At 69.2% G+C, this 13,683-nt stretch carries 12 protein-coding genes; 6 read left to right on the top strand and 6 right to left on the bottom strand.

The annotated features are described in order from the left end of the window. Positions 1-37: 37 nt before the first annotated feature. The 4 genes from OG440_RS38530 to OG440_RS38515 all read right to left on the bottom strand — a co-directional run bounded on the left by OG440_RS38530 (position 38) and on the right by OG440_RS38515 (position 4,245). Positions 38-1,438, bottom strand: coding sequence for a DUF2637 domain-containing protein (locus OG440_RS38530; RefSeq protein WP_406011596.1), 1,401 nt, complete (start codon positions 1,436-1,438; stop codon positions 38-40). A 291-nt stretch (positions 1,439-1,729) separates the two neighbouring features. Beyond that, positions 1,730-2,416 (bottom strand): WbqC family protein, encoded by a 687-nt coding sequence (locus OG440_RS38525; RefSeq protein WP_331753499.1) that lies wholly within the window; start codon positions 2,414-2,416, stop codon positions 1,730-1,732. Positions 2,417-2,462: 46 nt separating this feature from the next. Next, the gene (locus OG440_RS38520) at positions 2,463-3,128 is read right to left on the bottom strand and encodes a YdcF family protein (protein ID WP_331752828.1); all 666 of its coding nucleotides are present in this window, start codon (positions 3,126-3,128) and stop codon (positions 2,463-2,465) included. 16 nt (positions 3,129-3,144) lie between these two features. Beyond that, a complete protein-coding gene (locus OG440_RS38515; protein ID WP_331752826.1) occupies positions 3,145-4,245 on the bottom strand; it encodes a hypothetical protein in 1,101 nt (366 codons plus the stop codon). Positions 4,246-4,400: 155 nt separating this feature from the next. On the opposite strand from OG440_RS38515, the gene OG440_RS38510 reads away from it, so the two are divergent. The 6 genes from OG440_RS38510 (at position 4,401) to OG440_RS38485 (ending at position 8,467) form a co-directional block, all read left to right on the top strand. Further along, complete coding sequence (locus OG440_RS38510) at positions 4,401-4,838, top strand: hypothetical protein (RefSeq protein ID WP_331752824.1); 438 nt, start codon at positions 4,401-4,403, stop codon at positions 4,836-4,838. Continuing rightward, positions 4,838-5,239, top strand: coding sequence for an ATP-binding protein (locus OG440_RS38505; RefSeq protein ID WP_331752822.1), 402 nt, complete (start codon positions 4,838-4,840; stop codon positions 5,237-5,239). The genes OG440_RS38510 and OG440_RS38505 overlap by 1 nt, the downstream gene beginning before the upstream one ends. Continuing rightward, entirely contained in the window at positions 5,233-5,748 is a 516-nt protein-coding gene (locus OG440_RS38500; protein ID WP_331752820.1) for a hypothetical protein, read from the top strand. Before OG440_RS38505 ends, OG440_RS38500 begins: the two co-directional genes overlap by 7 nt. A 288-nt stretch (positions 5,749-6,036) precedes the next feature. Next, positions 6,037-7,407, top strand: coding sequence for a hypothetical protein (locus tag OG440_RS38495; RefSeq protein WP_331752819.1), 1,371 nt, complete (start codon positions 6,037-6,039; stop codon positions 7,405-7,407). Between the two features lie 210 nt (positions 7,408-7,617). Then, complete coding sequence (locus OG440_RS38490) at positions 7,618-7,860, top strand: hypothetical protein (RefSeq protein WP_331752817.1); 243 nt, start codon at positions 7,618-7,620, stop codon at positions 7,858-7,860. 91 nt (positions 7,861-7,951) lie between these two features. Further along, positions 7,952-8,467, top strand: a complete 516-nt coding sequence (locus OG440_RS38485; protein WP_331752815.1) for a hypothetical protein — start codon at positions 7,952-7,954, stop codon at positions 8,465-8,467. A gap of 254 nt (positions 8,468-8,721) precedes the next feature. Here the strand turns inward: OG440_RS38485 and OG440_RS38480 are convergent, their stop codons facing one another. Next, the gene (locus tag OG440_RS38480; RefSeq protein ID WP_406011595.1) at positions 8,722-11,310 is read right to left on the bottom strand and encodes a hypothetical protein; all 2,589 of its coding nucleotides are present in this window, start codon (positions 11,308-11,310) and stop codon (positions 8,722-8,724) included. A 1,288-nt stretch (positions 11,311-12,598) separates the two neighbouring features. Further along, on the bottom strand, positions 12,599-13,120 hold the full coding sequence (locus OG440_RS38475; RefSeq protein ID WP_331752811.1) for a hypothetical protein: 522 nt from the start codon (positions 13,118-13,120) through the stop codon (positions 12,599-12,601). Positions 13,121-13,683 lie beyond the last annotated feature (563 nt).

Genomic DNA, 13,683 nt, shown 5'->3' with positions numbered 1-13,683 from the left:
TCGGTTTCTGGTTGTCGTGCTGTTCCGCCCGTGGGGGTCACGAGGCCTTCTGCACGACCTTGAGGTGTTGCGTCTGGGGCGGCTGAGGCCCTTGGGTGATCTTGTGGGCCTGTCCGCGGTTGACGACACGACCGTGTACGCCGAGCCAGTCGACGACCCGTGGGGTGCTGCTGGTGTTGAGGATTCTCATCGCGTAGCGCACCGCTTCGGCGTTCGTCTTCAGGGCGGCGACCGCACGCACGTGCTCAGGGTCCGGCTCTGGGGCGGGCTCGGTTTCGGTTTCCTCGTCGGTTGGCGGTGCCTCGTCCTGCGGTGCCTCCTCCCCCGGCTGTGCCTCGTCCTCCTGCTCCGCCTGTGCAGGGGGCGCGTTCGGCTCATCGTCCGGACCGTGAACGTCCGATGGGTCGGCTGCCGTCTCTTGGTGGTCACCTGGGGTGGTGGTGGTGGCGGGGTCGGGCTCGCGAGGGGTGTTGTCTGAGGGCGACGGGTCGGGCCCCGTCTCGGGCCTTTCGGGTGCGGGCTGTGGGTCGGAGCTGGAGGTGCCTTGCGCGCCGTCGGCCGCCGTCGGCGTGGCGTGCGGAGCCTCGTCAGCTTCACCTCTCTCGGCCGGGGGCGAGTGAGACGGGGCGGAAGGTGGGAGTTCCTCCTCGGGCGGCGCGCTGTGGGGGCCTGGGAGGGCAGCAGTGTCCATGACCGGCTCGGCGGGCTCGGTCTCCTCGGCCGGCCGCGCAGGTTCGAGGGACGGGTGGGCGGAGCGCTGAAGGCTGCGGGCCGCCTCATCGAGCGGTACTCCGAACCGGGCGATGCGTAGCGGGAGCAGCTGTTCGACGGGTGCCTTGCTCCTCCAGCGGCGTCCGAAGCGGCTGCGCAGGCGCGCCTGGTAGACGAGGCGTTGCTGTTCGGCGTGGATCACGTCGTCGTAGCGGCGGATCTCCCACAGCATCATGCGCCGCCACAGCAGGAACGTGGGCAGCGGCGCGAGCAGCCACCGCCACACGCGCACGCCTTCGATGTGCCGGTCGGCGGTGATCGCCGCCAGGCGGCCGACCGCGTGACGGGCAGCCTCAACGGTGACCACGAACAGGATCGGAATCACGGCGTGCATGCCCACGCCGATCGGATCGGGCCAGGCCGCGGCTGCGTTGAAGGCGATCGTCGCCACGGTCAGCAGCCAGGCGGTCTGGCGCAGCATGGGGAAAGGGATCCGTACCCATGTCAGCAGCAGGTCCAAGGCGAGAAGTACAGCGATGCCGGCGTCGACGCCGATCGGGAAGACCTGCGCGAACTCACCGAAGCCCTTGCGTTCGGCGAGGTCGCGGACGGCGGCGTACGAGCCGCTGAACCCGATCGCGGCGATGACGAGCGCGCCCGTGATCACGATGGCGACCAGGATGCGCTGTACCCGGCTCAGCACGACACGTCCTGGCTTGTGCTCCACAGCGCCCACTCCCCTCATTTGCGGATCAAGGAAGTGTGTGTGCCGCCGCCTGTGGATAAGGTCTCGTGTCCCCGGCCGCTGCGGACGGCCGGCTGGCGAGTCGCAGCTGGGCCGCGTACGGGGTCACTGGGCGGCGCGCTGCCGCCGACTCAGGTGGCCCGCGGTCGTCCCGGGGGCTGGCCCCGCCAGGTCCAGGGCCCAGCGCCGGTCGTCGCGTTGCGCCCATCGACGGCCTGGAACGCCCCGGGGGTTCTGCCGCCCCCGCTCTTCGTGCCGCATCGGGGCAGCGGATCAGACGGGCTGGAGGGCACCGTGGCCGGCTGCAACGGTGCGCAGCAGGGCGGCGACGGGGTCCGGGCCGAGTGTCGCCAGACTCCACAGGGCGCTGATCCGGCGGTCGGAGGGCGCGCTGCTGATCACGGGTGGCCGGAAGGGGGTCACGGTGATGCCGTGGGCGGAGAAGGGTGCGGGGTCGAGATAGGTCATGCCGCCGGTTCCGCACAGGTACGAGCGGGCGCCGGTCGCGGCGGCGAGGTCGGCGAGGCGTTCGGAGCGTCCCGTGCGCGAGGGCAGTTGGCTGCTCGTGAGGATGCGGCCCTTCCAGCCGAGCAGGCCGAGCAGGGCGCTGGTGGAGGTCTGGGCGACCGCCGCGGTGCGTCCGGTGGCGAAGGCGTCCATCACCGGGTCCAGGGCCTGGGCAAGGGCGGGCCAGTGCGGGCTGGCGGCGAAGTGCTGGCGCAGCATCCCGGTGGTCCGCCGGCGGGCCAGGTCGACGTCGGCGATCCGCGCGTCACGGATGAGGGTGGGGCGTCCGTGGGGCAGGCGCGTGGGGAGGCTGAGCCACTGCTGGCGCGCCGGGTCGTCGAGAGCGGCGAGGCGGGCGCGGTGCTGGTAGTCGCGGCGGGCGAACTGGACCGAATCGAGGACGATCCAGTAGTCCGCCGCGAACAGTTTGGCCAGTGTGCTCAGCCGGGGCAGCCAGTTGGGCTGGTGGATGGCGCACAGCCCTCCCGGCTCGGGAAGGTCAGGCGATGAGGCGGCTGGTGAAGCCGTCGCGGATGAGGGATTCGTACGCTGCATGCACGTCCTTGGGGACCTCCTGCTCGACGGCGAAGCCGAGCGCCGGATACTCGATCACCCGCTGGAGGTCGCCGACGAGCATGTCCAGGACGAGCTTGTCGTCGCCGATGCTCTTCAGGTAGTCGTCGAACTCGAGCGGTTCGGATGCGCAGATGATGTCGACGTCGGGCCACAGTTTGCGGGCGGTCGCGTACGACCGGCGCTCCATGTAGGGCTTGGACACCAGCAGCACGGTGGCGGGGTGGATGCCGGCGGCGGCGAGGACCTCGCGGGAGAGGGTGATGTTCTGGCCGGTGTTGGCCGCGTGGGGTTCCAGCAGGATCGCGTCGGCAGGTACGCCGAGCTCGATGGCGTGCTCACGGAAATGGACGGCTTCACCGCGGGGGAACACCTTGGCGGTGGTGGGGCTGTTGGCGCCGGTGAACACCAGGGTGGGGAAGAGCCCGGCGCGGTACAGCTCGGCGGAGTAGGCGGCGACGCCGAGGTCGTGACTGCCCAGGCCGATCGCCGCGTCGACGGGCCCCACCGGGTGGTGCATCTGGTGGAAGGACCAGATCAGCGCGGCCTTGTGCCACTGGTCCTCGGTGATGGTCTGCTGGTCGTTGGTCACGCGGTCTTCTCCCTGCTCACCGTTGCCGGGGCCCGGTCGGCCCCTCGCTCATGGCCCTGATGCCCTCGATGCTGCGCAGTTGGTGCACGAGTCCGTACTGCGCGGCCACCTTGGCGGCCTGGTCGAGGACGAGGAGTCCATCATCCCGGGTTGCCGCATCGGAGAGCAGGATGTGGCCATGAGCGGTGTCCAGGCGCACGCGTTGCATCGGTGATTCCGTCGTCCCGCTGGTGCGGGCGATGTCGATGAAGTGCAGGGCCTGCGTGATGTCGCCGGCACCGCGGCGGGCGAGGGCGAGTTTCTGGTGGGCCACCGACCAGTCGTCGGGTTCGGTGAGGTCTTCGAAGTCGCGGGTCGCTGCCTGCATGACGCGGGTCGCGTAGTCGTGCTGGCCGTCCTTGCTCAGCGAGGTTCCCACCCACAACCGGGCGCGGGCCCGGTCGCGGCCCGACAGCCGGTCGTCGACGGCGAGGATCTCGTACTGGCGGGCGGCGATCTCCAGCTTGCCGGCCATCTCCGTGACAACCGCCAGGGACAGATCGAGCTGGGCGACGCGCCGGGGAATGTCGAGCTGGGTGAAGACGGCGCGGGCCCCGGCGTAGGACTGCTGGGCCGACAGGGGGCCGAGCAGCGCCCCCTGGTCGCGCTTGAGGTCGCCGAGCAGGGCCGTCGAGCGGGCGAACAGATACAGGCCCTTGTCGTCCAGCTCGGAGGACGTGTAGCGGGTCAGCCACCGGTTGAGCAGGCTGTCGGCGAACGCGAAGTTCTGCCGGGACAGGGCTACGACCACGCGGTCGAGGTCGTCGGCCCACGATTCGTACTCCCAGGCCCGGGGGCCCGTTGCGGTGACGCGCCGGCCGATGCTGTGCGCAGCACCGGCACTCTCCGACAAAAGCGTTTCGAAACGCAGGTGTACCGAGGCGTCCGCGCGGGCCAGGGCCGTGTCGAGGATGGCCTGGGTGTCGGGTCTGGGTTCGGTGGCCGCGAGCTTGCTCTCCCACTTGGAGACGGTCGCTGTCGCCACGCCGAGGCTCTGGGCGAAGGCCCGCACGCTCAGCCGCAGGGCCCGCCGCAGGGCTCTGGCTTCAAGGCCAGTCCAGTGGTGCACGGTGGCCACGCGTTGCTCCCTTCCACCGGTCATCGAAGCAGATGCGTGCAGTTGGTGGGACGGAAGTGGAACGGAAGTAGAACGGCCGCTGATTGGCATCGAGTTGGCCGCCCGTCAGGCTCAAGGAGCCCACAGTCGTCGACTTTCCCGGGACGGTCTCGAGCATGGAACCCCTCACCGAGCAGCGCCCGGTCAGCGGCCCCGTCGTCTACGGGTTCCTGCGGCTCGCCCGGGCCTCCGCGGCGCGACAGGCCGCGCTGACAGCGTCGCTCGCCGAGTACTGCGACCGGCACGAGCTGCAGCTGTCCGGTGTCTTCACCGACCGCGACGCCGTCGCCGGCCCGTCCTCGGCCGCGTTCACCGGACTGCTGGACGTGCTTGCCCTGCCCGACGTCTACGGCGTTGTCGCTCCTGCCGCCTCGCACATCGGCCCCAGAGCGATAGTGCACGCACGCAGCCGGCAGATCGAGGCGGCCGGCGCCCGCCTTCTGCTGATCCGCCACGCCGGCCCTGCACACCTCAACGCGCGTCCCGGCGGATCTGCCAAGCGCCACGATCGCGGATCGTCCCGCGTTCTGGACGCCAAGACCTCAGGACCGTGATGACCGATACCACCGAGCAGCTCTTCGCTTCCCGGCCGGAATCCGTCCGCCAGGCACGGGAGTTCGCCGCCAGCGCCTTGCAGGGGTGGGGACGCACCGCTCGCGCCGATGACGTCCGGCTGTGCGTCTCGGAGCTGGCCACGAACGCCGTGCTCCACGGCACGGCCCCGGGACGTGGCTTCCTGCTGCGGATCAACGCCGACGACGACGAGGTACGCGTGGAGGTGCACGACAGCCGCGATCAGCAGCCGCGGGCCCGTGCGGCGTCCTCCACGGACACCTCCGGGCGCGGCCTGGTGCTGGTCGATGCGATCTCGGACGGCTGGGGCGTCGAGGACCGTAGCCCCAGCGGGAAGGTCGTCTGGTCGATGTTCAAGGTCCCCGGGATGGCGTCATGTTGAGCGTCCCGGCCCCCGGCACGCGTCCCGGCCCGCATCCTCGGCTGCTGGTCTCGCTCGCTGCCTGGACCTGGCCCGGCAGCGGGCCGGACGGCCAGGAGATCGCCCACATCCTGATCACCCACAGCCCGTCCACCGTCGTCCACGCCACGCCCGAGGTGGTCGGGGCCCGCATGCGGCAACTTGCGGACGGCTTCGCGAAACTGGGCACAGCCCGGGACATCGTCCCGGACGCCGGTCGCTGCCTGCAGATCGACGACGGCCAGGTGCTGTTGCACGTTCCCGGTGCCCCTGGACCGATGCGGCTGCCGACCTGCCCGGACTGGACCGCGCTGGTGGCCCGCAACCGGGAGGCTGTCCTGCTGCTCGGTCTGGACATGCTGGCGCAGTCCGCCGGGCCGGCCGAGATCGACGCCTACCTGGACGCCGCGATCGCGAGTGACAGGCTGCTGTTCGGGCGCGTCCGCACCGCTGACCCCGCGACTGCACCGGACGTGAACGACGAGGTGTGACGGAGTGCTGCCGGCATGCCGGCGGCGCACTGGTCGTCCAGGGCAGTGCGCGAGCACCCTGCGGCCGGGCTCGTCGAGGGTGAGACGAGCAGATCCAGGTCCGGGTCATCGGACTGCAACCGCCCCGGACGACCCATCCCCCGATGCTGCGCCAGGGATCTTGAGGCCCGCTCGGCCAGGCTCGACGGCAGGGGCACGGGACGTCCCCTGCAGTGGGCGGCAGCGCTGTCATGATGTGGCCGACCGTGGGCCGCCGGTGCGGCCAACAACAGGGGAAGGTCCGCGCACATGATCGATCTCGAAGACCGGGTCAGCCGAGTGTTCAACCCTGATGTACGGCCCTTGGTGCAGGAGGCCTACCGCTGTTACACCACCGGTGCCCCGCGCGGTGCGATCGTGCTGACCTGGACCGCCGTGTGTGCCGACCTGATCACCAAGGCACAGATCCTCAAGGAGGAAGGCGAGGCGGCCGCCGCGGACGTGGTCGCGGACGTGGAGCGCGCCCAGCAGGCCCCGCAGCCGGAGGCCGTCCAGATCATGCTCGGGGTCGAAAAGACGATCCTCGCGGTGGCCGAGAAGCTGGAGCTGCTCGACTTCACCCAGCGGGTGCAGCTGGAGAGGCTGCGCGAGGACCGGCATCTGTGCGCTCATCCGTCGCTGCGGCCGCTGGGTGAACTGTTCGAGCCGACCGTGGAGTACGCCCGCGCCCACCTGGCGGTCGCGCTCGAAGCCGTCCTGATCCACCCGCCCAGCCAGGGCCGGCGGATCGTCGACGCTTTCGCCGCCCACGTCGCCGATCCCGGCTTCGTCTTCGACCCCGACTACCTCACGTACGCCTTCTTCGACCGGGTCCGCCCCTCCGCCAAGGCCAAAGTGGTGGAGTTCGCGGCGAAGTTCGCCCTGCTGCAGGTCGACGATGCGAGCATCGCCATCGGGGCCGCTCAGCTCTCCGACCGCATGGCCGGCTGCCTGCGCTGTTTCGCCGAGCGCGACGCCGAGCTCGCCCAGCGGGCGCTGTCCAAGCAGATGGACCGCCTCGCGCGCGCCGACCCGGGGGTCCAACTTGCCGCGCTGGGCCGGCTCGGCACGCTGCCAGCGTTCTGGAGCCACCTGCCCCAGCCGCTGGTCACCCTGTACAACACGCGGATCGCCGCGCTGCCCACCGCTGAGCGCCCGGGCGCGCTGCTGCCCGACGAGGCCCGTGCCTTGGCCCTGGTGAGCAACGCCGAGGTCCGCCAGAGCCTGCCGGCGCTCGAGACCGCCTTTGCCTCCCTTATGGCCAACCACCGCGCCGAGGTGGTTGCCGTCCGCCCCGACCCCTACTTCGTGCCGCATCTGCCGGCGATTCTCACCGGAGCCCGGACCTACGACGAGGGCGAGTACCTCGCCCGCACGGCGGTGCTGCCGTGTGCCCGTTTCCTCACGCTGGAGAGTCTGCAGGCCTTGCTGAGGGCCTGGTGGGACAACAGCCAGTGCTGGGGCCGGAACATGCCCGCCTACCTGGCCGCGCTCTACCACACCACCACCCACCTGGGCCCGGCCCGCGACAGCGTCTGGCTGTCGTTCCTGGAAGAGATGCGCGAGTTCCCCGACCAGCTGAACGTCCTGCTCACCGGCACCGGCCTCACGCTCGGTCCCCCGCCATCACCGACGCCGTAGCGCCCCGGCTCCGGCTCGACACCGTCTGCGGCATCAGGACCTGGTGCGGGAAGGCAGGGTCGATCCGCACGCCGTAGACCGGCCCCCCGCGGCCGCGGGGGGCCGCCTCTCCCCCACGTTCGGGTGATCTCGCGCCCGCCCGCGAACTTCTGCGGGCCCCTCGTACGTCTGGCAGTCAGGTAGCCAAGGCCCGAGGAAAGGCGCGATGACGTGCACAGCACCACGGAAGCGGAGTGCACCGGTGCGCTTCGTACGGACGGACTGGCTCTGATCTACGTGAGCGCGAGCAGCACCGAGACGGTTGAGCGGGTGAAGGAGCTGCTGGTCGGCCATTACGACGTGTCCGTGCGCCGCGAGCCGCGCCCAACCCAGGACGGGCTGGTGGAGATGGAGCTCTACGCACTCACCACCACGCCCCCGGCCGCTGGCCCCGAGGACCTGCTCACCCCGTGAGCGCGCCGCTCACGCTCGGCCTCACGAGCCCGCAGCCCGACTGGGAAGCACGGTCGCCATCGAGCGGGGAGCCCGCCGACAATGTCCGACTATGAACTGCCCGAGCTACGAGAGCCCGTTCGGCGCCACCGGCACCACCGACCACAACGGACCCGACGCCCTCTGCCTGTCGCGCAGCCACTGCGTGCACCCGGATCACGACACGATCGCCGAGTTCTACACCGCGGTGCTGGCGGCCATTGAGCATCAAGCACCGCAGCCGGCGTTCTTCCTCGCCCGGCAGTTGGCCGAACTCGCCCTGAAGGCTCTCCATGGCCCCCACCATGCGCGAACCCACAGCCTCACCGGGCTGCTGGCGTCCCTGCAGCTTCAGGGCGACGACCTGGTCGCCGGAGGCCCCGAGCAGAACCTCGTCGTGGCCTTCATCCGGGATCTGGACCACATCGACGCCGTCGGAGACCAGGGACGCTATCCGACGACGCGTGATGGTGCGCCCTCCCTGGCCACCGTCTGCTGCGCCGACCCCGCCCTGCTGCGCGAGCACGTCGACCGGCTCTTCCGCTACACCCACGCCCGCCTCACCGCCGCTACCAGCCCGGCTGGCTGAAGCCCTACCGCAGACCGCGCACGCGCTGCTGTACTCAACGGCCATGGCGCCGGACAGGCCATCGCGAACGCGGCGAACGACAGGCCCGGTTCGGCGGGTGATGCCAGGACGCGCCAGAGGCCGTGGTCGAACTATCCGTGCCCGAGCCGTCGGGTCTGGGGCAGGCGCCGGGGAGAAGACGCCGTCGCTACTCGGCAGCGAACCGGCCGGAACCGGCCGAGGACTTCCCAGCGCGGTCCCCTTGCTGACGGCAGTCATGCGCGGGCCCCGGCCAGGGCTTGCCGAACACGCGCGGCGCCGGCCGCGTACGGGTCCTCGTCGACGCAGCCTGCAGTAGCCTTCAGACCCGCTTCCCCGTGCCCGCTCGTTCCTCGATCAGCGTCCGCGGCCGGCTGTGTGTGGCGCAGCTGGGCGCGGACGCTGTCGGCCTGCTGGATGTAGGGATCCGTTGCCCGCTCCTCCTTGACGCGCGCAGGCCTGGCTCGCAGGGCTCCCAGCCGGGTCCGCAGCAGGTACTCCGCGGTCCGCCATCGGGCGGCCCGGCTGGCCTCCTGAGCTGCTTCCTCCGCATCAGCGCGGGTGTTGAACAGATGCCGGCGCCGCATCTGCGCGGCATACGCCGACTCCGCCTCCGCACGCGCCTCATCCGTCCACGCAAGATGACCGAGCGCCTGCCGACGAACCTGCGCGAGGGACAACTCGGCCGCGAGCTTGCCCATCAGGGACACGGTCTCCTCGAACGCGCCCTCCGCCCGGCCCCGCTGAGTACTCGCCTCGACCTCTGCCCGCACCTGGCTCTCGGTCTTCCTCGCGATCAGCTGCCTGCGCTCCGCATCGAGGTCGTGTGCCCAAGCGGCGACCGCAATCTCAGCTGCTTCACCGACCGACTCCTCCACGACGCGGCCGTCGGCGCAAATCCCGCACAGTCCCCCGGCGCGCTCGCGCCCACAGCCCGCGCACGGGAGTTCCCTTCGCGCCGCCTCAGCCGCCTCGAACTCGGCCCGCCGCGCGGCCCGAGCCGCCTCACGGGCCCGGCGCGCCTCGGCATCCTGCTCATGCTGAGCCGCCCTGATCCAGCCCTGCCGCTGCCACTCCTGACGCAACTCCTCCTCAAACGCCGCCCGCGGCAACTGGTCAGAAACGGATACTGCCAGGCGAGCAGCCACCTGTGCCGCCGCCCGCTGACGCAGAGCCCGCCGGTCGACGTGCAGCATCCCGCAGGCCTCGCAGTCGCTCCCCGTGTCCATCCGATGCCCGTCATCACAGCGCGCATCCGGGCACGTCGCCCGCCGCGGCAGCGCCCACCGGATCAGCCAGCCAGCCGGATCCACCACCACCTTCTCTCCCTGCTCAGCTAGCCGCCGGCCCAGCCGACGCTTGAGGATCCGCTCCGCATCGACCCCAGGACCGAACACTCCCCGAAGAGCCTCCAGTTCCGCCCGAACCGCCTGCTCAACACGCCAGCGAGCGCCGATCCGATCCAACCGGCCCCAGATCATCTCGACCGGCCGCAGAACGTCTGCCAGCTGCTTCGGGACCGTGGCCCACACCGGCGGAGGCCCGCCCGAAACCGAACGCCAGGCCTCCAACACGCCACTGGCCGCCGCAGGATCAACATGCCACCGAGACGAGGACTGATCGGGCTTTTCCCCGCGAAGCGGGCTTCGGGCAGCTCCACGGTCTGCCGCCCGACCAGGCACGGGAGGCCGTCCCGGAGAGCTCTCCTCACGCGTGCACGCGCGCTCCGGGAGATCACCTCCGCCCCCAACGGCTTCGCCGGAAAACCCACAATGGTCCGCAGGTTGAGGAAGTAGATCAGCCCCAAGAGCGTGGTCGGCGTGAAAGTGAGCAGTTTCCGACTCGTCCTCAGGAAGCGAATTAAGCATCTGACCTGCGAGTTCAGTGGCTTCCTGTCCGTGGAAACCCCCGTGTGCAGTTGCCTCCCCGGCGAAATGCTCCATGCCAAGGTCTTCGAAGGACCCCTGCCGCCACCCGTCTCCCTCCAGCGGGAACGTCTCCCGCGCTTCCTCGTCGCGGCAGTGCTCGCACACCGACGTCGGACCCGGCGCCTGCGAAGGAGCCGGCGGCTCGAGCGATCCCTTCAGGGAAGGGGCTCCTGCGTCGTGCTTCGACGCGGCCGCCGCACGATGGGCCACAGCGATGGCAGGCACCCGCAGGCGCTCCACCGCCCCAGCCGTCAGAACGACGAGCTCCGCCTTCTCAAGGCGCTTCAACGCGAGCGACGCTGACGGCACCTCACAGGCCAACATCCGGGCCAGAGTGACTACCGCACGCCCATAGCTCTCCACCCGCTGCGCCAGGCGCCCACCCGTGAGAGGGACCCGACCATCCGGCCGCGCGTGAAGGGCCAACAGCAACATCGCGAGACGATCCGTCGCCGCTCCGCGAGCTTGCCGCGCAGCCAGAAGCCCCGGCGGAGTTTTACTGGCCGGCCCCCACCCCGGGGCAAACAAGCCCTCGATGAACCGCAGCAGCGTCGCCAACTCGGGCTTCTGCAGGTGGAAAGGCGAGCCCGTCGCACCCCGCGCCTCCCACAGCGGCATCACCCGGAAGTACGACACAAGCGGCTCGTCCTGCTCTTCCACCACGATCGGCGCGATCAGACCTGCCTTGCGGAGGGCCGGCAGCACCTCATGATCGATTGTGGACTTGTGAACGCCGAGCCAGCGCCCGAGCTCCCGCGCAGTGATCGCCACACGACACGTCCGGTGAGCCGCCTTCGCCAGAAAGACCACCGCGCCCAGGCGGACGACGTCTTTCTGGCCAACAAGCTGCGGATGAGCCAGGAGAGCCAGGACGGCAGCACGCAGCGGCACCCGCATGTCTGGCCCCAACTCCAGCGGAAGACCTGGAATCCCCTTAGGGACGGGGCCCGCCCATGACGGGACCTTCGAAGCGCGGCCAGCGGACTTAGATCGACGTTGAGCCGCAGATGGTCTACTTTTAGACGTTTTGGGCTGATGCCGGTAGCCTGTTTCAGGCATGACTGAGCCAGCCCTCGAACGGGTAGCTATGATCTGCTCCAGTCAAGGAAGTAGGAAGGCGCACTTCACCGACGCTCGACTCCCGGATGCGTAGGGGATCAGTTGAGCGCTCGACGTCGTCTAGTTAGGAATGCGGCGGGTTGCTATCAACTCCTTGACTGTTGAAAAGGCCTAGGACCGCAGATCCCAGGCGCTGACAACGCGACTGGCCCGGGACCGCAGATCCCGGGCCGGGCCATCTCCGTTTGTTCGGGACGACCATCGCGTTGGCGGACTAGGTAGGCGGCGTTGCATCTAAGAGGCCGCCTTGGTTGAAGACCCGCGCCTTCGGCGCGGGCCGAGCTTGTCTATGGCATCGGGCAGTTCGGCCACCCAAAAGCCGATGGGGATGCGGAATGCGGCTCTGCCGTTGAGGTACTGCAGGTCAAAGGCTGCCCGCTCCGCAGGAGTGGTCACCAGGTGCACCGAGTCCTCAAGCACCCAGAGTGCCGTTTCGGACGTGGTGGCGTGGTCGGTAGCAGCTTGGCGAGCCGCTTCCACTGCGGATGCTTGCCAGAGCTCAAGGGCTTGGCGGGCACTACGAGGCCGGCGGGTTCCCGGCCACACGATCTGAGAGACGAAGGCGTAGACCCGGAGAGCAACGACGTCCTCTTCAAAGTGAGGCTCGTTGATTACCCCCTGGTCCCGAGCCTTCCATGCCCATGACTCGCTCAGACCTGCGGCGGTTGCCACTGAGCTAGTGCTGAGGTGAGGACCTGTCAGCGACATTTGCTGGCTCCGAAACACGGTGGATCGAGTGTGGCTCAAACCATATCGCACCGGATCTTGAAAAGTCCTGGCGTCACTAGATGTTGGCGTGTCGCTTGGGCCGCCTTCCATGGCGGTTGAGCTGGGAAATTCCGGTTTGTCTGTGCATCTCTGTCCCCTAGTCGTCTAGTGATACCGGAGTAGAGGGCGCGAGGGTGGGGCTGTTGAACGGAGCGGAAGAAGGATGCGTTGATCGCAACATCGTTCGTGTGAGCGTTGCAGTGCAAGTAACTGGAGAAGTTGCAGAGATCGTTGCAGGTTGGGCAGCGGCAGAAGCCCCAGCCCATCGGGATGGGCTGGGGCTTCTGTAGGAGGTGTGCTACCTCGATCCGCGAGGCGGAAGGGCGAGCGCTCCCCCAGCCTCGAGCCCGTCCAGGAGCTTCTGGAGCGCGGCCGAGACGAACGCAGCGCCACGGCGAGACGCGTCTACCTCGTCCATGGTGACCTTCAGGTTCGAGGCAATGCCGTACGCGGTGACGCCGACGCGGTAGGTCGACGGCCTAGTCGTCTCGTTGTCGAACACGCGTTCATCGTCGTACGCGTCGGCGATCTTGATCATCGCATCGACGTCTTCGGGTGCTGATCTGAGCGCGGCATCCACGTAGTGGCCAATAGCGAGCTTGAGCCCCGTAGATCGGCGATCGGCGTTCATGCGCTGCTTGAGGGCAGCGAGGGTGTCGGGATAGATGCGGAAGCCCCAGCCCTGCCACAACTTCGAGTTCAGGCGCGCGTCTTTGAAGCTGTCGAGGAGCGCCGAGTGAGCAGCGTTCTGACGTCGACGGCCACCCTTGGTTGATTTTCCATCGGCAACACTGGCGACGTCAGATGCGCTCTCTTCCACCTGAGTTGACGCGTGGTCAACCTGCTCTGGAGCCGTACCTTCTGTCTTGGCCGGTTCGTCCTCTGACCGGCCTCGCTCAGCCGGCGACTTTGACGGGTCCGCGGGAGGGGGCTCGGCTACGTGCTCGGGCCCATGCGAGGGGCCGTCACCGATCTCCTCAACATCAGACTCGACGGTGTGGGCTGCCTTACGAGCAGGCGCAGGCTCGTCGCTCTGCGGCTCTTCAACGGGTGTGCCTCCTGGCGCAGCTTGGGAAGTGGCGACAGGGGTGTCATCGGTTGAGTGTTCGTTTGTTGCCTGAGCCGGAAGCGATGGGGCGGGCTCGGGGCTCGCAGCTACTGCGGGAGTGGCTTGCTGCGTGTCTGCTGGGGAGGGCGTTGACGGTGGTGTCGGATCGGCAGAGGGAGGAGTCTCGACAGGCGAAGTCGAGACCGGTCCCCCGCCGCCGATGAATGAGCGTCCTGCTACGTCATCAGCACCTGCGATTAGGCCCTGAACAAGACCCGGATTGAAGTGTGAGGGTGGTGTCCGACGCGATCCCCTACCCCGAGCTCCGGTCCCCG

The sequence above is a fragment of the Streptomyces sp. NBC_00637 genome, assembly GCF_045161545.1.
Taxonomy (GTDB): domain Bacteria; phylum Actinomycetota; class Actinomycetes; order Streptomycetales; family Streptomycetaceae; genus Streptomyces.
The sequence above is the reverse complement of the archived record's forward strand: the minus strand, read 5'-3'. Positions and strand labels throughout refer to the sequence as shown.